This is a genomic window from Mycobacterium sp. UM_WGJ (assembly GCF_000455125.1).
Lineage (GTDB): Bacteria > Actinomycetota > Actinomycetes > Mycobacteriales > Mycobacteriaceae > Mycobacterium.
The window spans coordinates 22,481-41,531 of the sequence record NZ_AUWR01000002.1 but is presented as its reverse complement, the minus strand read 5'-3'; the positions used below and the strand labels follow the sequence as shown (position 1 = coordinate 41,531).

The window sequence follows — 19,051 nt, the reverse complement described above, 5'->3', positions numbered from 1 at the left end:
ATCGTGACGCGACCGCGGGTGGTCATAGCGGGCCTGGGCGACAGCGGCGTGCTCGTCGCGATCCGGCTGGCCCAGCACGCCGACGTGGTCGGCATATCGGTGAAACCCGCCCTGGTGAGCGGCCAGGAGCTGGGCCTGCGCCTGTCCCGCCCGCAGCAGTGGGCGCGCGACTACTGGCTGCCGTTCGACCGATTCCCGCGGCTGGACGCGGTGCGCACCGTGCACGGCGAGGTGGCCGGTGTCGATCTGAGCGTCAGATCCCTGACCGTCAGGTGTGCCGACGGCGTCACCCGCGATGAGCCCTATGACGCCCTGATCATCGCGACCGGAGTCAGCAACGGCTTCTGGCGTCGGCCCACCACGCAGTCTGCCGGCGACGTCGCCGCGGAGCTGACCACCGCACACTCCCGACTGGCCACCGCCGGTTCGGTCATCGTCGTGGGCGGCGGTGCCGCGGCGGTCAGCAGCGCCGCCAACATCGCCCGCACCTGGCCGGACAAGCAGGTCGATCTGTATTTCCCCGGCCAGCGCCCGCTGCGTGAGCACCACCCGCGGGTCTGGCGCACTGTCAAGCGCAGATTGGTCGAAGCGCGCGTGGGCCTGCATGCCGAACACCGCGCCGTCGTGCCCCACGGGTTCGGCTGCGACCGCATCACCGAAGACCCGGTTCGGTGGAGCACCGGTCAGGACCCGGCCTCAGCCGATGCCGTGCTGTGGGCGATAGGCAAGGTGCGACCCAACACCGCCTGGTTGCCGGCCGAGCTGCTCGACGAGGCCGGCTTCGTCCGGGTGACGGCCGATCTGCGGGTTCCCGGACATCCGACGGTGTTCGCAATCGGTGACGTCGCGGCGACCGACCCGTTGCGCAGCTCGGCCCGCAACCGCGCGGATGGACTGCTGGCCCACAACGTGCGGGCCGCCCTCGACGGCAGGCCGCTACGGCACTACCGGCCACCCACCAGGCGGTGGGGCTCAGTGCTGGGGCCTCAACCCGAGGGCCTGGAGGTGTTTGCGCCGTCCGGGCGCGCGTTTCGGTTCCCGGCCTGGTCGATCGAGCGGGTGCTGTATCCGTGGATCGTCCGGCGGGGCATTTATCGCGGCGTGCGCCCCAACGATCCGCTGAAAACTGCCAGAATCGACTGATGACGACACCCGCATTCTCCGATGTGTACCGGGAAAAATACTTGCTACTGACGACGTTCACCAAGGACGGCAAGCCCAAACCGACCCCGGTGTGGGGTGCGCCCGCCGGGGACCGGTTGTTGGTCATCACCGACGACGGGTCGTGGAAAACCAAGCGCATCAACAACACTCCGCGGGTCACCATCCAAAAATGCGGAGTCCTGGGTAAACCCAAAGGGGAACCCGTTGAGGCGGTGGCCCGGGTCCTGCCCAAGTCCGAGACCCGGCGGGTCTACGACGCCGTGGTCAAGCGGTACTGGTGGCACGCCTGGTGGTTCGTCCCGCACTCGCTGGTGCGCGGTGGGATAGACAAAGTGCACATCGGCCTGGAGATCACCGCCGCCTGATCCGTCTCGAGTTCTCAGGCGAACTCGAGCAGCGTGTAGGCGCCCCGGAAGTTCTTCATCGGACCCCACTGCCAGAAGGCCGGAAACACGGTTCCGAAGAACAGGCCGCGACCTTTGGGCATAGGTACATCGTGCACGGCTCTGATACCGGGCACCGTCTTGGCCAGCCCGGCGAGCTGACGCGCCGACAGGCTGAACGGCATCGGGGGCACGCGATAGTGCCGGGATGAACGCATCCCGCGCGGAGCGATCTTTCTGACCACGGTCGGTGGGACATCGAAGAACATCTGACCGCCGGGGAAACGCTCGGCGCACGCCGTGATGAGGTCCATCGCCTGGCGCGGCTGCAGATACATCAGCAGACCTTCGGCGGTGATGAAGACGCCGGCGCTCGAATCGACCTGCGTCATCCAGCTGTAGTCCAAAGCTGACTGCGCCAGGTTGGTGATGCGTGGTGACGTCGGCAGCAACCGTTCGCGAAGCCGCATCACCGGCTCCAAATCCACCGACACCCAATTGAATCGCGGGTCAGGAATGGCACTGTCCAGCCGCCAGAAGCTGGTTTGGAAGCCTTCGGCAAGCGCCACCACCGTCGCCTCCGGGTGCTCCTGCAGATAGGCCGTCGCGCATCGATCAACGGCCAGCGACCGTAGCGCCATCTCCTGGCCGCGGCGTCCAAACTTGTCGAAGTCGAACGCGATGGATTCGACGAGTCGGATCGCCTCCGGGTCATCGATGATGGCGTTGGAGTGTGCGGCCTGATACGCCCGCCCGTTGAGCGTCATCAGGGCGGTCTCCGAAACTCCATTCAGCGCACGGGCGTCGACTTTGGATTCGGCTGGACGGTCCATCGCGCCCATACTATCGGAGAGAGCCGTCGGGCCGGGTTGTCCCAGCTAGGGATTCAATGCCGGCAGTACCCGTTCGACCAGCAGTCGCAGGCTCTCCCAGCCCTCGTCGAGCGGCAGCCCGCCGATCAGCGGGTGCAGTGTCACCCCGGTGCGGCCGGCGCGACACTGTTCGACGAGCTCGTCAGGGGTCAGCACCTCGATCTTGGCGGACGCGCGCAGCTCGTCGACCGTGTCGGTGCGACTCTCGTTGGGGCGAGGCAGCTGCGCCACCGCCCATGAGCTGTATTCGGTTGCCTCGTGCAGGAAATACTCACCACATCGGGCCCATGCGGCTTCGGGGTCGGTGGTCAGATGAGTCACGGTATTGCCGTTCTCGGGACTGAAGACGAACCCCTGCTTTCCATGGCGTGCCAGTTCCTCCCGATACCGGGCTTCGATCTCGGGCATGGGCATCGGCGGTGAGAACGGCAATCCGAACCGGGCCGCTCGGCGGGCGGCGGCGGTGCTCATCCCGCCGATGAAGAACACCGGATGCGGCTTGGTGTACGGCTTGGGTGTCACCTCGATCAGCTGGCCGCGGTATTCGAAAGGCGCGTCTCCCCAGGACTTCAGCAGCACCTCGAGGCACTCGTCCATCAGGCGGCCCCGCCGCCGGAAATCCTTACCCACAGCGTGGTATTCCTCTGGGCGGTAACCGATTCCGGCGACGAAACTGACCCGTCCGGCGGATAGATGATCGAGCACCGCGATGTCCTCGGCGAGGCGCACCGGGTCGTAGAGCGGTACCAGCAGGGCGTTGACGCTGATGCGGATGTCGTTGGTGCATCCGGCGACGGCGGCGGCCATCAACAGCGGCGCGGGCAGCCAGCCGGTGGCCGCAAGATGATGTTCTTCGCAGCCGATCGCGGTGACTCCGTTGGTGTCGGCATAGGACGCCATCTCCAACGCGGCCCGGTACCGCTCGGCATGCCCGGCACCGGGGGTGTTCGTCATGTTCAGGCGCAGGGCGCTCAGCAGTGTCATGGGATTGACCGGTCACCTCCTGAGGCGCCACCGTAGCGGACGAAATGATCAATCGATTGTTTATGCCGATGTGGCGCCGTTAGCCTAGGCACTGTGACCGGTGTGCTGACCCAGCTGCTGATCGACGGCGCGCTGGTTGCCGGTGGCGCGGGCACCTTTGACACCATCAACCCGGCCACCGAGGAAGCCATCGGTGCGGCCGCCGACGGCGATGCCGCCGACCTCGACCGCGCTATCGCCGCCGCCCGGGCGGCGTTCGACACCTCGGACTGGGGCCGCGACACCGCATTACGAGTGCACTGTCTGCGCCAGCTGCGCGACGCGCTCAACGACGAGATCGAGACGCTGCGTGAGATCACCATCGCCGAGGCCGGGGCGCCCCGGTCGCTGACCTACCGAGGCCAGCTGCAGACCCCCGTCGATGACCTGGGTTTCCCGGCCGCCACCGCGGAGAGCTACCCCTGGCAGGTGGATCTCGGGGTGGCGGCCCCGATGGGCATCACCACCGCGCGGACCGTCGTGCGGGAGCCGTTCGGCGTGGTCGGAGCGATCACGCCGTGGAACTTCCCGCACCAGGTCACGTTCGCCAAGATCGGGCCGGCGCTGGCGGCGGGCAACACCGTCGTCCTCAAACCGGCACCCGACACCCCTTGGTGCGCTGCCGAAGTCGGTCGGATCATCGTCGAGAAGACTGACTTTCCGCCGGGAGTGGTCAACATCGTCACGGCGTCCGACCACCGCATCGGTGCCCGGCTCGCCGAGGACCCTCGGGTGGATGTGGTCTCCTTCACCGGCTCGACGGCGACCGGGCGCTCGGTGATGACTGCTGCCGCACAGAACATCAAGAAGGTTTTTCTGGAACTCGGCGGAAAGTCGGCCTTTGTAGTCCTCGATGACGCCGACCTGTCCGCCGCCTGCACGGCGGCCGCGTCGACGGTAGCGATCCACGCCGGCCAGGGATGCGCACTGACCACCCGGCTGCTGGTGCCCCGCGCACGCTACGGCGAGGCGCTTGATGCGGTGGCTGCCGCGATTTCTGGGGTCGCGGTCGGCGACCCCAATGATCCGAAAACGTTGTGTGGACCGTTGATCTCGGCGAAGCAGCGAGATCGGGTGCAGTCCTATCTTGATCTGGCGATCGCCGAAGGCGGGACGTTTGCCTGTGGCGGCGGCCGACCGGATGACCTGGATCGGGGCTTCTACATCGAGCCGACGGTGATCGCCGGCCTGTCCAACGAGGCCCGCGTGGCCCGCGAAGAGATTTTCGGCCCGGTGCTGGTGGTGCTCGCCCACGACGGTGATGACGATGCGCTGAGGATCGCCAACGACTCGCCGTATGGTTTGTCCGCCACGGTGTTCGGGTCCGAAGACCGCGCCGCCCGGATGGCGTCGCGACTGCGTGTCGGGACAGTCAACGTCAACGGCGGCATGTGGTACGCCGCCGACGTGCCGTTCGGCGGCTACAAGCAGTCCGGGGTCGGCCGGGAGATGGGATTGGCAGGCTTCGAGGAATACCTCGAGACCAAGGTGGTGGCTACCGCGGTGTCTGGGGCGCAGCGCTGATGGCCGGGGCTCCTGATCCGCAGGTGCTGGCGGCGTTGCTGGCGATGCGCGACGGTGCCGACGATGCGCCGCCGCCGCCGGTCGGCAATGTCGCTGCACGTCGGTGCAACGTGGGGCATACCTTCAATCAGGTACTGGCGTCGCTGCCGCCGGTCACCGGCGTAGAAACCCACGAGTTTTCGCTGACCTACGACGGGGGCACGCTTCCGTTGCGCTGGTACCGGCGAACCGGCGCCACTCAGCCCGGCAGCGCTGCGCTGTATCTGCACGGCGGCGGAATGATCCTGGACTGGCGACACGTGGGTTCGCTCTACGACGCGGCGGTGCGCGCCTATGTCGCTGCTTCCGGGGTGCCGATGCTGGTGGTGGATTACCGTGTCGCCCCGGAATTCCCGCATCCGGCTCCGCTTCAGGACTGCTACGCGGCATTGTGCTGGCTCAGCGAGCACGCGGGCGAGCTGGGGGTCGACGCGTCCCGGCTGGCCGTGATGGGCGACAGCGCCGGCGGGGGACTGGCCGCAGGCGTGGGCCTGCTGGCCCGCGACCGGGGCGGACCGGCGATCGCAGCCCAGCTGTTGATCTATCCCATGCTCGACGACCGCACCCGCGAGGCCGGTGACGCGGGCGCGACCCTGCTCACCTGGAGCTACGACGACAACGTCACCGGCTGGACAGCGCTGCTGGGCAACGGCGGCGCCGACGGTTACGCCGCGCCGGCCCGAGCCGGCGACCTGGCCGGCCTGCCGCCAACGTACCTCGATGTCGGCGGGCTGGACATCTTCGCGCCGGAGGATGTCGCCTTCGCGCACCGGCTGATTGCCGCGGGGGTCCCCGTCGAGCTGCATGTGTACCCCGGGTGTCCGCACGCGTTCGACCTGCTGGTGCCCGATGCCGAGGTGTCGCGGCGGGTTATCGCGCACCGAGTGCGCTATCTGGTGGGGTTGTAGTGGCCTACGACGCGCAGCTGGCGGCCCGCGTGCGGGAGATATTCGCGGGCGACGGTCCACCCGTGTTGGAGAAGGCGATGTTCGGCGGGCTGGCATTCATGGTCGCCGGCAAGATCGCCGTCGCGGCGATGGCCGGCGGGCTGCTGGTCCGCGTGGGTGTCGCGCGTGCCGAACACCTGCTGAGAACCACCGCCGCCCAGCCCATGGAGATGGGCGGACGGACCATGCGGGGCTGGGTCCATGTCGACGGCGAACACCTCAGTTCTCGGCATCAGCTCGCCGAATGGGTGGATATCGGAATCGCTGCCGCGGCCAGCGCTTGAACGGCCCCACGGCAGCCGCTCAGAACAGCGTGCCGCGGATGAGATCTTCGGCGCAGCGCAGGGTGGCACGGTAGGCGTCCGGCGACAGTTGCGCTGCCTGCTCGATCAACCCGCGCGTCAACACGTACGCGGCAGCCGCGGCGCCGTCGCCGTCGATACCGGTCGCCAGCGAACCGCCGCGCTGCGCTTCGTCGACGATCTCGCCGATGACGTCGCGCAACGGCGAGACCCCGCCGGTAGCGCGTTCGAAGGCGGCCAGATAGGGGTGGTCGTGGCGCAGCCGGTCGGCCTCGGTAAGCACTGCGGCAAGCCGATCCGCCACGGTGCCGCCGTGCTGTGCTGCGGCATGTAAGCGGGGCAGTGCGATCTCGCGTGCGGCGGCCACGGTCGCCGCCATCAGCTCATCCTTGTTCGGAAAGTAGTGGTACAGGCTGGCGCTGGTCATCTCGGCGCCGGCGGCGATCTCGCGGATGGTGGCACCCGAACGGCCCACCTCTGCGACACGCCGGATCGCTGCGCTGATGATTCGCTGGCGGGTCTTTTCGCTGCTGGTTCCAGCCGGCCGACCCCGCGGCGTCGACGTCAGGGGCATGATCACCTCAGGTTAGTCCGCCGGCGATCGGGCAGGTCAACACTGCGCCGGTTGCCCGACGCCGGTGTCGACGGCTGCGAGGATGGGTCTATGTCGACACCGCAGCTGGGCCGCCCGGTCGGCGCCGACGGCGGCCAGACCCGTCAGCGGATCATCGCCGCCACCATTGCGTGCGTGGCCGAATTGGGCTACGCACGGACCACGATCCGTCAGATCGCGCGCACGGCAGGTGTTACCAGCGCCAATCTCTACAACTACTTTCCGAACAAGGCCGAACTGGTGGCCGCCGCGATCGTCGCGCGCGCCGAGATCGCGCTGCCGCGGCTGCGGCGCGCCGCCGAGCGGCCCGGCACGGTGGTCGACCGGATCGAGGCCGTGCTGGACGAGTCCGGCAACCTCATGCGCGAGCATCCCGATCTCGCCACGTTCGAATGGGCGATTCGTGCTCAGAACGCCGTCACCGTGTATCCGGGCGACACCGGAAGCGGGGGCCTGGAAGCGCTGCGCGACATCATCACCGGGATCGTCGATGACGGCGATACGCGCGACGTCAGCGGGGGGTGGCGGGTGGTCGAGGTGACCTACGCCCTGGTCTACGGCCTGACCGAATTGGCGGCGACCGGATCTCCGGAGGCCTATCAGGCGGCGCTGGCCGCCGCGAAGCGCCTGATCCGGGGGACGCTGTTCGTCGCCCATTGATATGATCAACTGATTGATTATATGCTGAGCCGGTTGCTGGGCTGTCTTTGCGGCGTTCCGGAGGTGCCTGACGGTGACCGACATCCAGGATCTCCAGTCGCCAGACTTTGATCCGAATGCCTTGCGCGACAAGTACCTCCGGGAACGGCAACGACGCCTGCGAAGCGACGGGCTCGACCAGTACATCGAGGTGGCGGGCCGCTTCGCCCGGTTCGCCGAAGACCCGTGGGCTGAAGCCGGATTCACCCGGGAACCACTGTCCGATGAGGTCGACGTCGCGATCGTGGGAGCCGGCTTCGGCGGACTGCTGACCGGTGCCCGGCTGCGCGAGCTCGGGGTGGAAAGCATTCGGCTGATCGACAAGGCCGCCGACGTCGGCGGCACCTGGTACTGGAATCGGTATCCCGGTATCGCCTGTGACGTCGAGTCCTACGTCTACATGCCGTTGCTGGAGGAACTTGGCTACGTGCCGACCGAGAAATACGCCAAGGGCCCGGAGATCTTCGCGCACTGCCAGCGCATCGCCCACCACTACGACTTGTACTCCAATGCCTGTCTGCAGACCGAGGTCACCGAAATACGTTGGGAAACAACGGCATCACGCTGGATAATCGCGACCAATCGGGGGGACGCATTTCGGGCCCGATTCGTGTCGATGGCCAATGGCTACCTGCAGAAGCCGAAGCTGCCGGGCATCCCGGGCATCGGCGAGTTCGCCGGGCGCACCTTCCACACCAGTCGCTGGGACTACGACTACACCGGTGAGGGGCTGGACCGGCTGGCCGACAAGCGGATCGGGATCATCGGCACCGGTGCCACCGCCATCCAGTGCGTGCCGCGACTGGCCGAGGCGGCGGGGCATCTCTATGTCTTTCAGCGCACGCCGTCGACGGTGGACGTACGGGGCAACCGGCCGACCGACCCGCAGTGGGCAGCGGAGCTGGAGCCGGGGTGGCAGCAGCGCCGGATGGAGAACTTCCAGATCCTGACCGCGGGCGGCCAGGCCGACGAAGACCTGGTCGACGACGCCTGGACCAGCCTGACCAAGCAGATGCCGATCGTCAGCGGAGACGGCCCCGTCGACCAATCGGTGCGCGCCGAGATGGCCGACTTCGCCAAAATGGAGCAGATCCGCGGCCGCGTCGATGCGTTGGTGAATGATCCGGCCACCGCCGAGGCGCTCAAGCCATGGTACGGCTACTACTGCAAGCGGCCCTGCTTCCACGACGAATACCTACCGGCCTTCAACCGCGACAACGTCACCCTGGTCGACACGAAGGGCCGCGGTGTCGAACAGATCACCCCGGCTGGGGCGGTAGTCGACGGCATCGAATACCCGTTGGAATGCCTGATTTTCGCGACCGGGTTCGAGGTGGGCACCGACTATTGCCGGCGCACGGGTTTCGAAGTCATCGGGCGCGACGGCGTGACCCTGACCCGGAAATGGGCCGACGGCGTGCGCACCTTCCATGGCCTGCACGCCCATGGCTTCCCGAACTGCTTCATCGAAAGCATTGCCCAATCCGGGTTCACGGTGAACTTTCCCTACCTGATCGACACCCAGTCGCGGCACGTGGCGTGGGTGATCGCGCACGCGTTGCAGCAGAATCTGCCCGCCCTGGAGGCCGCCGAGGACGCCGAACAGAGCTGGGTCGATGCCGTGGTGCAGCGATCCGACGTCATCGCCGGGCGGCGCGAGACGTGCACGCCGGGCTACTACAACCGTGAGGGCCAGGCGAACGCCCGGTTGCGCCAGGACAGTTTCTTCTTCGGCAGCCCCACCGAGTACGCCGACATCCTGGCCGCGTGGCGAGAATCGGGCACCCTGGAAGGGCTTATCGCCACCCGATAGCCGAAGCTAGAGGCCGAAGTCGATGACGCCCCTGATCAATTCGCCGCCGGCCAGGTCTTCATAGGCCTGGTTGACCTCGTCGAGCCGGTAACGCTTGGTGACCATCTCGTCGAGTTGCAGGTGACCCGCATCGTAGAGTGTGGCCAACAGCGGGATGTCGGTCCGCGGGTTGCAGGAGCCGAACACGGTGCCGCACAGCGTCTTGTTCATCAGCATCATGTCCTGGGGATCGATGCTGGTCCGCGTGCCCTGCACCGCCATTCCGGTCAGCACACAGATCCCGGCCTTACGGGTCAGCCGCAGGGCCTCCTCGACATCGGAATCGGTGACCACAGCGGGGGACACCACGACAGCGTCGGCCATTACCCCGCGGGTCAGGTCGCGGAGCATCTCGAAGGCCTCGGCGGTGCTGGAGGCGGTGTGGGTGGCACCGAAAGTGCGGGCCGATTCCCGCTTGAAGGCAACGGGATCCACCGCGACGATCCGAACGGCCCCGTTGATGCGGGCCCCCTGGACGGCGGCGGTGCCGATGCCGCCCACTCCGATGACCACGACGGTGTCGCCGCCGCGCACACCGGCGCGATACGCCGCCGAGCCGTACCCCGTCGGCACCGCGCACGCCAGCAGGGCCGCGGGTACCAGCGGCAAGTGCGGATCGATCTTGACCAGCGAGGCGGCCGAGACCACGGTGTGTTCGGCGAACGCGCCGATCTTGGAGACATGAGCCAGATCCCGGCCGTCGGCGCCATGGTGGCGGAAGGTGCCGTCGGTGGGCATTCCGGGCAGCATGGTTCCCGCTCCGGCGTCACAGACGTACTCCATGCCCGAAGAACACCAATGACATTGACCGCAGACCGCGACGAATGAGGTCACCACGTGATCGCCGGGGGACAGCCCCGTGACGCCGTCACCGACCTGTACGACCGTCCCGGAGCCCTCGTGTCCTCCGATGGTCGGCGCAGCGGGAGCGCTCTGCCCCGGCGGGGCCAGGTGACCTTGCCGGATGTGCTCGTCGGAATGGCACAGGCCCGCCGCGGCCATGCGGACCAAGACCTCCCCGGCGCGCGGCGGATCCAGTTCGAACTCCTCGACCGACCAGGGGCCACCGTAGGTTCGCAGGATCGCGGCGCGACTCTTCATCCGGCCAGGGCTACCGGTCGGGCAGTGCGTGCTCGATGATCGGCCGGCGTGGCTGCGGTTCCCGCAAGCGGCGTTTGGCCGCCAGGTACACCTGGGCGGTCTCGTCGGCGACGGTGTGCCAATCGAAGTCCGAGCTGAGCCGCTCGCGGGCGGCGACGGCGCGGCGCTGGGCGGCAGCCGGGTCGTCGAGCACGTGACACACCGCCGAGGCCAGGGCCGGCACATCGCGCGGCGGGCAGGACATACCGGTTTCGCCGTTGATCACCGCCTCGCCCAAACCGCCCACGTTGGCGACCACCAGTGGGGTTCCGGCGGCAGCGGCTTCCAGTGCCGCCAGGCCGAACGGTTCGTAGTGACTCGGCAGCGCCGCGGCGTCGGCCCGGTGCAACAGTGCCAAGAGTTCGTCGTGGTCGACCCGGCCGATGAACCGGGTTGCCTTGAACACCCGGTTCTTTCGGGCGCACTCGACCAGCCAGTCCTGCTGGGTGCCGTCACCGGCGATGGTCAGCGTGGCTCCGGGGTGGGCGCGCCGGATCCGCGGCAGGGCCGCGATGATGTCGTGCACGCCCTTCTCGTATTCGAGTCGCCCGACGAACAGAATCTCCGGCGGGCCGCTACGAGACTGTCGGGGGGCGAACGGCCACCGTGCGGCGTCGATGCCGTTGCGGATCACCGTGGTTTCGGCGAGTCCGGGACCGAACAGGTCGGTGATCTCATCGCGCATTGAGGCCGAACAGGTGATCAGCGAATCGGATTCGCGGACCAGCCACGACTCCACCGCGTGCACCTGACGACTCAACGCTCCCGAGACCCAGCCGGAGTGACGCCCGGCCTCGGTGGCGTGGATCGTGGAAACCAAAGGCACATCATAGAATTCAGCGAGTGCGATCGCCGGGTGTGCAACCAGCCAGTCGTGGGCATGCACCAGATCGGGGCGCCACACGCTCTGGCCGCCGTCGACCTTCAGCGACAGTCCGGCGCGGACCATGGAATGGCCCATCGCCAGTGTCCAGGCCATCATGTCTTCGCCGAAGGAGAACTCGTGCGGGTCTTGGGCCGCGGCGACCACCCGCACGCCCTCGCTGATCTCGTCGGACGACGGGTGCGTACTCGGGTCGGTGCCATAGGGGCGCCGGCACAGCACAACCACGTCGTGCCCGGCAGCGGCCAGCGCGGTCGACAGGTGGTGGACATGCCGACCCAACCCGCCGATCACCACCGGCGGGTATTCCCACGACACCATCAGGATCTTCACGCGGCGGTTCCGTTCTGACGCGCACCGTGGTGGTGCGAGGTCCGGAGGTGGGGGGTCACCGTGGCAGCCTACGGGCATCCAGGGCGCCGAACAGGCCGTCGGCCTTATTCCAGCCGTCGGCCAGGCGCTGTGCGGTGTCTCGGTGGCCGCCGGCCAGTGCGTCGGCGATCTCCCGGGTGGCGTGCGCGTGCAGCTGCGCGCGGTAGCGGGCGTAGTCGGCGGCGGAGTCCTTGCTGACCATGAAGGGCCAGTCGCTCGAGACCGTCAGCAGCGCCTCGCGCAGGATCTGGTCGGCGACCCGGTCGCGCGGGGTGGGGCCCGACGGCGCCGCGGTCTGGGCCAGGGCCTTGTCGACGGCGCCCAGAGCGGTCTCGGTCACCTCGGCGTTCAGCTGCACCAGGTCGGCGACCTTCTCACCGGACCACACCCGCCAGTCCTTGCCGGACCCCCACGAGCTGGGCGGCAGTTCTACGGCGTCGCCGACGAAGCCCGCGTGGATGGCATCTGAGAGCGTGCCGACGCGAACCCCCGCTTCGGGCAGTGCCCGCAACACCCGAGCCAGCCAGGTCGGTCCCTCGTACCACCAGTGGCCGAACAGCTCGGTGTCGAACGCGGCGACCACGTGGGCCGGTCGGCCGATCCGCTCGGACTCGGACCGCAGCCTGCCCCGGACCACGTCGACGAAATCGGCGACGTGGGCATCGATCGCGGCGTCGGCGCGCTGCGGGTCGTACGGCGCCTTCTGTTCGGGGGAGACGTTGCGGCCCGTTACCCGGGACGGCTTGAGCCCGGTGCGGTGGTCATAGGTGTGGAAATCCCGGTAGGCGTCATGCCCGGGATAACCCGACTTCGGCGACCACACCCGGTAGCTGACGGCAAGGTCACGGCCGAACGCGATCACGTCGGTGTCGCCGACCGGCCGGCCGAGGGTGGTGTCGCCGTGCAGCGATGGACCGTCGACCATGAAGTGCGAAATTCCGGCGGCCGCGTACTCGGTTTCCAGACCCGGCGTGTACGCGCATTCCGGGGCCCAGATTCCGCTGGGGGTGTGGGCCAGCCGTGCCCGGGCATCGGCCAATCCCTCGTGCAGTGCGAACTGGCGCAGTCGGGGCGCCAGCAGAGGCTGAAACGGGTGAGCCAGCGGACCGCCGAGCAGTTCCACCGTCTGCGCCTGCACCAGCTCCCGCAGCAGCGGGCTGGCGCCATGGCGCCACAGCAGCGCGAACTCGTCGAGAGCCTGTTCGGCCGCGGCGCATTCGTGCAGCCCGAACGGACGGATGTCGGGCAGGGTGGTGGCCTGGGCGGCGCGCAGCTGCCAGTTCGCCAGCCAGTGGTGCATGCCGTCCAGGCAGTACGGGTCGTCGAGCTGGGCGGCGACCACCGGTGTCACCCCGAGCGTGAGCAGGTGCTGCCGGCCTTCGGCGGCCAGCGTCCGCAGCACCCGCACCAGCGGCAGGTACGCCGCCGACCAGGATTGATAGAGCCATTCCTCGCCGACGGGCCAGCGGCCGTGGTGCGCCAGCCACGGCAGGTGGGTGTGCAGCACCAGGGTGAACAGGCCCGGTACGGAGCCGTTGGATTCTTCGGTCACCGGCGCACCGCGATCGCCACCAGGTCCAGGCTTTCATCGATATCGCGTTCAGCGGCTTCCATTAAGTCGAAATCGTCGCTGGTCACGCCGGCAACATCGGCCAGCAAGTCGGCCGGCCAGGGCGCGTCGGCGACCGCCCGCGCGATCTGGGCGTCGATGATCGAACCGCCGTGCCGGGCGTCCATCTCGCGCAGTGCCGGCCCGTGAAAGACGCCGTAAACCCCCTCGATCTCGAATCCGCCCTCGAGCAGCAGCTCGGTGAGTTCGGCGGCATTGAGTTCGCGGGTGTGGAACGGGTTGATCGGAGTGTCGCGGCCGGGGGAGAAGGTGATCCGGTTGGGCGTGGACACCATCAGCAGCCCGCCGGGCCGTAATACGCGGGCACATTCGGCGATGAACTGGCCTTGATCCCAGAGGTGCTCGATGACTTGGAAGTTGACCACCACGTCCACGGTCGCGTCGGGCAGCGGCAAGTCCGCGAGGTTTCCCCGGAGCGCTTCGACGCGCGGGTAGCGGGCTCGTACGTGGGCCACCGCCGCGTCGTCGTAATCCACGCCGATCACCCGCTGGGCCACGCCCGCGATCAGGTCGGCGCCGTAGCCCTCGCCGAACCCGGCCTCCAGGACCACGCGTCCGCTACAGCGGGGCGCCAGTTGCTGGTAGACCACCTCGTGGCGTCGGAACCAGTAGTTCTCGACGTCGAGTCCGGGGATGGTGCGTTCCCCGGTCAGCGTCAGCGTGCTGTCGCTGACCGGCGTGCCGGTGGGGTCTTCGGCGGCATTCGTAAATTTCATTGCACAGGCAGGCTAACGCGAAGGGCGCACTCTACGAACCGGCTACCCCGCACTGGCATTATCACGACCCGCTACGCTGTACAGGCGAACCGCATTAAGTTACCCATGAGTAACATGCTTGTGCGGCTGCGTGAATCGCTGCCCAGTCTTGTGGCCCGCCGCCGCAAGACCCCTTTGAGGAGGACGAACCACTCTCATGACGAACATCGTGGTCCTGATCAAACAGGTCCCGGACACCTGGTCGGAGCGCAAGCTCAGTGACGGTGACTGGACCCTTGACCGTGACGCCGCCGACGCCGTGCTCGATGAGATCAACGAGCGGGCCGTCGAAGAGGCCCTGCAGATCCGGGAGAAGGAAGGCGCCGAAGGCACCGTCACCGTGCTGACCGCCGGCCCGGAGCGGGCCACCGAGGCGATCCGCAAGGCGCTGTCGATGGGGGCCGACAAGGCCGTGCACATCCTCGACGACGGCATGAAGGGCTCCGACGTCATCCAGACCGGTTGGGCGCTGGCGCGCGCGCTGGGCGCCATCGAGGGCACCGAGTTGGTCATCGCCGGCAACGAGTCGACCGATGGTGTCGGCGGCGCGGTGCCGGCGATCATCGCCGAGTACCTGGGTCTGCCGCAGCTGACCCACCTGCGCAAGCTGACCGTCGAGGACGGCAAGGTCACCGGTGAGCGGGAGACCGACGAGGGCGTGTTCACCCTGGAGGCTTCGCTGCCGGCCGTGGTGAGCGTCAACGAGAAGATCAACGAGCCGCGCTTCCCCTCCTTCAAGGGCATCATGGCCGCCAAGAAGAAGGAAGTCACCGTGCTCAGCCTGGCCGAGATCGGCGTCGAGGCCGACGAGGTCGGTGTGGCCAACGCCGGTACCAAGGTGACTGCTTCGACGCCGAAGCCGCCGAAGACCGCTGGCGAGAAGGTGACCGACGAGGGCGATGGCGGCACCAAGATCGCCGGGTACCTGGTTGCCCAGAAAATTATCTAAGCGCTCCCCGGACCTAGCGAAGACGGAAGAAAATAGACATGGCTGAAGTACTTGTGCTCGTGGAGCACGCCGAAGGAGCGCTGAAGAAGGTCAGCTCCGAACTGATCACCGCCGCGCGTGAGCTCGGCGAGCCGTCCGCGGTCGTCGTCGGTGCCCCCGGCACCGCCGCCCCGTTGGTGGACGGCCTGAAAGAGGCCGGCGCCGCCAAGATCTACGTCGCCGAGTCCGACGTGGTGGACGGTTACCTGGTCACCCCGACTGTCGACGTGCTGGCCGGGCTGGCCGAGTCGGCTGCCCCGGCTGCGGTGCTGATCGCGGCCACCGCCGACGGCAAAGAGATCGCCGGCCGGCTGGCGGCCCGCATCGGTTCGGGTCTGCTGGTCGATGTGGTCGAGGTCAAGGCCGGCGCCAAGGTGGTGCACTCGATCTTCGGTGGTGCCTACACCGTTGAGGCCGAGCCCACCGGCGAGCTCCCGGTCATCACCGTCCGTGCGGGTGCCGTTGAGCCCGCGCCGGTCGCTGGTGCGGGCGAGCAGGTCACCGTGGAGGTGCCCGCCGCCGCGGAGAACGCAACCAAGATCACCTCGCGTCAGCCGGCCGTGGCCGGTGACCGCCCGGAGCTCACCGAGGCCCCCATCGTGGTGTCCGGTGGTCGCGGTGTCGGCAGCGCGGAGAGCTTCTCGGTGGTCGAGGAGCTGGCCGACTCTCTCGGTGCGGCCGTCGGCGCCTCGCGTGCCGCGGTGGACTCGGGCTACTACCCGGGTCAGTTCCAGATCGGCCAGACCGGCAAGACCGTGTCGCCGCAGCTGTACATCGCCCTGGGCATCTCCGGTGCGATCCAGCACCGGGCCGGCATGCAGACGTCCAAGACCATCGTGGTGGTCAACAAGGACGAGGAAGCACCGATCTTCGAGATCGCCGACTTCGGCATCGTCGGCGACCTGTTCAAGGTCGCGCCGCAGCTGACCGAGGCGATCAAGGCTCGCAAGGGTTAAAGAAGACCTCTATGGGTGTTCGCCGGGCCCGCCCGGCCGCAAGTCGTCAAAACCCCCGCACGCCCGGCGTGTCGGGGGTTTTGTCGTCTTTGCGTGGCCGCGACACCGAGTGCGAGCAGCTACGGCAAACCCTCGCCGCCGCTAGCGAGGGCCATAGTCAGGTGCTAGTGCTGCGCGGCGAGGCCGGAATCGGCAAGACCGCTCTGCTGGAGTACCTGGTCGACGCCGCATCGGAGTTTCAGGTGATACGGGCGGCCGGGGTGGAGTCCGACATGGAGCTGGCGTTCGCCGGCCTGCAGCAGCTGTGTGCACCCGTGGCCGACGGGATCGACCTCCTGCCCGAACCGCAGCGTGAGGCGCTGGCGATCGCGTTCGGCACGAGCAGCGGGCCGGCGCCCGACCGATTTCTCGTCGGGCTGGCGGTGTTGGGCCTGCTTGCCGGGATCGCGGCACGCAGGCCGGTGCTGTGCCTGATCGACGACGCCCAGTGGCTCGATCGGGTTTCGGCTCAGACGCTGGGGTTCGTGGCACGCCGATTGCGGGCCGAGCCCGTCGCGATGGTGTGCGCACTGCGTGAACCGGTAGACGGCCTGACCGGACTGCCGAAGTTGATGCTGCGTGGCCTGACGGACTCCGACGCGCATGCCGTACTGGAGTCGGCGCTGCCGGGCCGGATCGATCCCCAGGTCGCCGAACGGATCGTCGCCGAGACCCACGGCAACCCGCTGGCGCTGCTGGAACTGCCGCGGGGGCTGTCCGCGGCCGAGTTGGCCGGCGGCTATTACCGCCCCGACGTGGTGCCGGTGGCGGGACAGATCGAACGCCACTACCTGGCCCGGGTTCAGGCGTTGCCCGACGCCGCCCAACGGCTCTTGTTGCTGGCTGCCGCCGAGCCGGTGGGGGACGCGGCGCTGTTGCTGCGGGCGGCAGGGGAGTTGGGGCTGGCGTCGGCGGCCATCGCCCCGGCCCAGGAGGCCGGCCTGATTGAGATCGGCGCGCGGGTGCGGTTCCGGCATCCACTGGTGCGTTCGGCGATCTACCGCGCGGCGATCCTCGAAGACCGCCGAGATGCCCACCGTGCCCTGGCCGAGGCCACCGACCCGGCACACGACCCCGACCGGCGGGCGTGGCATCGCGCCCATGCGGCAGCCGGCCCCGACGAGTCGGTCGCCGCGGAGCTGGAACGCTCCGCTGACCGGGCGGCGTTGCGCGGCGGGACCGCGGCGGCGGCAGCATTTTTGGCCCGCGCCACTGAACTGACCCCCGATCCGCGACGGCGCGGAGCCCGTGCGCTCGATGCCGCCGATGCCAAACTGGCGGTGGCTGAAATGGACGCGGCCGCCATTCTGTTGGGCACCGCCGAGCTGGCGCCGCTGGACGCGCTGCAGCGTGCCCGGTTGGCCCGGATGCGCGCGCAGTTGGCATTCACTCGCGGCCGCGGGAGCGGCCACACCGCCACCATCCTTGACTCAGTTCACCAATTCTTCACCGTGGCAAGCCATCTGGAGTCGATTGATCCGGTGATGGCGCAAGAAACCCTGTTGGAAGCGGTCAGCGCGGCGATGTATGCGGGCCGGGCGTTCGGGGCGCAGGTGCGCCAGCACACCGCGGCGGCGCTGGCCGCGGGCGTGCGGACGAACCGGCCGGCCGATCTGCTGCTGCTGGCGTTGACCGCCCGCATCAGCGCCGGCTGCCAAGCCGGCCTGGAGCCGTTGCGTGCCGCGATTGCCGCCCTGACCCCGAACACCTGGTCATGGCAGGCGTTTCCGATCGGATACGAAGCCGCCGTGCACGACGTGTGGGACGACGAAGCCTGGTATCGGATCGCCAACGACGCCGTGCGGGTCGCGACCGACACCGGTGCGCTGGCCATGCTGCCGATCGCGTTGACCACCCGGGCCGGCGTGCACGTGCAGGCCGGTGAGTTCGCGACGGCGCGCGCCCTGATCGCCGACGCCGACGCCCTGACCGCGGCGTCCGGTCAGACGCCGGTGCGCTATCACGCGCTGGCGTTGGCGGCCTGGACAGGGGAGGAAGCTGCGGCGACCGTGCTGATCGACGCCGCGGCCCGCAGCGGGGCCGCCCGCGGCGAGGGCCGCATCATCGCACTGATCGGCTACGCCTCCGCGGTGCTCTACAACGGCTTGGGTCGCTACCAGTCGGCCTGCGAGGCGCTGCGCCGCGTGCTGGACTACGAGGATCTCGGCCTCTACGGGTGGAACCTGGCGGAACTGGTGGAGGCCGGGGTGCGCGGCGGCGAACTGTCATTGGCCGCCGAGGCGCTGGCGCAGCTGCACGAACGCGCCACCGTCAGCGAGACCGATTGGGGGCTGGGCGTGTTGGCCCGCTCGCGCGCGCTGCTGTGTGACGGCCTCGCTGCCGAGGACCACTATGTCGAGGCCGTCGAGCGGCTGGAGCGCACTCGGATCGCCGTGGACCTGGCGCGCGCACATCTGGTGTACGGGGAGTGGCTTCGCCGGGAGAAGCGGCGCGGTGACGCGCGCAAGCAGCTGCGCACCGCCCATGAGATGTTCACCGGGTTCGGGGCGCAGGCCTTCGCGCAGCGCAGCCGGCGCGAACTGCAGGCGATCGGAGACAAAGTCAGCGGCCACGCCCCGCCCGGCGGTGACGTGATGACGCCGCAGGAGCAGCAGATCGCCGAGCTGGCGGGTGCCGGGCTGACCAATGTCGAGATCGGGGCCCAGCTGTTCATCAGCGCTCACACCGTCGAATGGCATCTGCGCAAGGTCTTCGCCAAGCTGGGAATCCGCTCCCGCCGGGAACTGCGCGACCTCGCTGTCGGCCGCTGACCGGGCTCCAGGCCCCGCCCGCCGAGACGCAGACTACGGACTTTCCGGGGTTCCCCCACCGGCCGCACGGTGCCAGGGTCGAGGTACCGAGATCGTGCT

Annotated in this window: 17 protein-coding genes; 10 read left to right on the top strand and 7 right to left on the bottom strand. The window is 68.5% G+C overall.

The features are described from left to right. Positions 1–3: 3 nt before the first annotated feature. A complete protein-coding gene (locus N416_RS0100670) occupies positions 4–1,143 on the top strand; it encodes an FAD-dependent oxidoreductase (protein ID WP_024440211.1) in 1,140 nt (379 codons plus the stop codon). Beyond that, complete coding sequence (locus N416_RS0100665; RefSeq protein ID WP_024440210.1) at positions 1,143–1,529, top strand: PPOX class F420-dependent oxidoreductase; 387 nt, start codon at positions 1,143–1,145, stop codon at positions 1,527–1,529. The genes N416_RS0100670 and N416_RS0100665 overlap by 1 nt, the downstream gene beginning before the upstream one ends. Before the next feature lie 14 nt (positions 1,530–1,543). Here the strand turns inward: N416_RS0100665 and N416_RS0100660 are convergent, their stop codons facing one another. Both N416_RS0100660 and N416_RS0100655 read right to left on the bottom strand, forming a co-directional pair. Next, positions 1,544–2,389: a class I SAM-dependent methyltransferase gene (locus tag N416_RS0100660; protein WP_024440209.1), complete on the bottom strand. Its 846-nt coding sequence runs from the start codon at positions 2,387–2,389 to the stop codon at positions 1,544–1,546. A gap of 36 nt (positions 2,390–2,425) precedes the next feature. After that, positions 2,426–3,403 (bottom strand): LLM class flavin-dependent oxidoreductase, encoded by a 978-nt coding sequence (locus tag N416_RS0100655; protein ID WP_024440208.1) that lies wholly within the window; start codon positions 3,401–3,403, stop codon positions 2,426–2,428. Between the two features lie 93 nt (positions 3,404–3,496). On the opposite strand from N416_RS0100655, the gene N416_RS0100650 reads away from it, so the two are divergent. The 3 genes from N416_RS0100650 to N416_RS0100640 are packed head-to-tail and all read left to right on the top strand — an operon-like array spanning position 3,497 to position 6,236. Next, positions 3,497–4,966 carry an aldehyde dehydrogenase gene (locus tag N416_RS0100650; protein ID WP_024440207.1) on the top strand — a complete coding sequence of 490 codons (1,470 nt, stop codon included), beginning with the start codon at positions 3,497–3,499 and terminating at the stop codon, positions 4,964–4,966. Beyond that, a complete protein-coding gene (locus tag N416_RS0100645) occupies positions 4,966–5,913 on the top strand; it encodes an alpha/beta hydrolase (RefSeq protein WP_024440206.1) in 948 nt (315 codons plus the stop codon). Before N416_RS0100650 ends, N416_RS0100645 begins: the two co-directional genes overlap by 1 nt. Further along, positions 5,913–6,236: a TfoX/Sxy family protein gene (locus tag N416_RS0100640; protein ID WP_024440205.1), complete on the top strand. Its 324-nt coding sequence runs from the start codon at positions 5,913–5,915 to the stop codon at positions 6,234–6,236. Before N416_RS0100645 ends, N416_RS0100640 begins: the two co-directional genes overlap by 1 nt. 19 nt (positions 6,237–6,255) lie before the next feature. On the opposite strand, the gene N416_RS0100635 is transcribed toward N416_RS0100640, so the two are convergent. Further along, the gene (locus tag N416_RS0100635; RefSeq protein ID WP_155943296.1) at positions 6,256–6,828 is read right to left on the bottom strand and encodes a TetR/AcrR family transcriptional regulator; all 573 of its coding nucleotides are present in this window, start codon (positions 6,826–6,828) and stop codon (positions 6,256–6,258) included. A gap of 90 nt (positions 6,829–6,918) precedes the next feature. On the opposite strand from N416_RS0100635, the gene N416_RS0100630 reads away from it, so the two are divergent. Together N416_RS0100630 and N416_RS0100625 are read left to right on the top strand one after the other, a co-directional pair. Further along, a complete protein-coding gene (locus N416_RS0100630) occupies positions 6,919–7,527 on the top strand; it encodes a TetR/AcrR family transcriptional regulator (RefSeq protein WP_024440203.1) in 609 nt (202 codons plus the stop codon). An 82-nt stretch (positions 7,528–7,609) separates the two neighbouring features. Further along, positions 7,610–9,379, top strand: a complete 1,770-nt coding sequence (locus N416_RS0100625) for an NAD(P)/FAD-dependent oxidoreductase (RefSeq protein ID WP_036456896.1) — start codon at positions 7,610–7,612, stop codon at positions 9,377–9,379. A 6-nt stretch (positions 9,380–9,385) separates the two neighbouring features. On the opposite strand, the gene N416_RS0100620 is transcribed toward N416_RS0100625, so the two are convergent. The 4 genes from N416_RS0100620 to N416_RS0100605 are packed head-to-tail and all read right to left on the bottom strand — an operon-like array spanning position 9,386 to position 14,159. Then, complete coding sequence (locus tag N416_RS0100620) at positions 9,386–10,519, bottom strand: Zn-dependent alcohol dehydrogenase (RefSeq protein ID WP_024440201.1); 1,134 nt, start codon at positions 10,517–10,519, stop codon at positions 9,386–9,388. A 10-nt stretch (positions 10,520–10,529) separates the two neighbouring features. Next, positions 10,530–11,774 carry a glycosyltransferase family 4 protein gene (locus tag N416_RS0100615; RefSeq protein ID WP_024440200.1) on the bottom strand — a complete coding sequence of 415 codons (1,245 nt, stop codon included), beginning with the start codon at positions 11,772–11,774 and terminating at the stop codon, positions 10,530–10,532. A 55-nt stretch (positions 11,775–11,829) separates the two neighbouring features. Then, positions 11,830–13,365, bottom strand: a complete 1,536-nt coding sequence (locus tag N416_RS0100610; RefSeq protein WP_024440199.1) for a glycoside hydrolase family 57 protein — start codon at positions 13,363–13,365, stop codon at positions 11,830–11,832. Next, a complete protein-coding gene (locus N416_RS0100605) occupies positions 13,362–14,159 on the bottom strand; it encodes a bifunctional 2-polyprenyl-6-hydroxyphenol methylase/3-demethylubiquinol 3-O-methyltransferase UbiG (RefSeq protein WP_024440198.1) in 798 nt (265 codons plus the stop codon). Before N416_RS0100605 ends, N416_RS0100610 begins: the two co-directional genes overlap by 4 nt. Before the next feature lie 196 nt (positions 14,160–14,355). On the opposite strand from N416_RS0100605, the gene N416_RS0100600 reads away from it, so the two are divergent. The 3 genes from N416_RS0100600 to N416_RS0100590 are packed head-to-tail and all read left to right on the top strand — an operon-like array spanning position 14,356 to position 18,952. Continuing rightward, positions 14,356–15,147, top strand: a complete 792-nt coding sequence (locus N416_RS0100600; RefSeq protein ID WP_024440197.1) for an electron transfer flavoprotein subunit beta/FixA family protein — start codon at positions 14,356–14,358, stop codon at positions 15,145–15,147. Between the two features lie 38 nt (positions 15,148–15,185). Further along, positions 15,186–16,142 carry an electron transfer flavoprotein subunit alpha/FixB family protein gene (locus N416_RS0100595; protein ID WP_024440196.1) on the top strand — a complete coding sequence of 319 codons (957 nt, stop codon included), beginning with the start codon at positions 15,186–15,188 and terminating at the stop codon, positions 16,140–16,142. A gap of 11 nt (positions 16,143–16,153) precedes the next feature. Beyond that, entirely contained in the window at positions 16,154–18,952 is a 2,799-nt protein-coding gene (locus N416_RS0100590; protein ID WP_081654415.1) for a LuxR family transcriptional regulator, read from the top strand. Positions 18,953–19,051 lie beyond the last annotated feature (99 nt).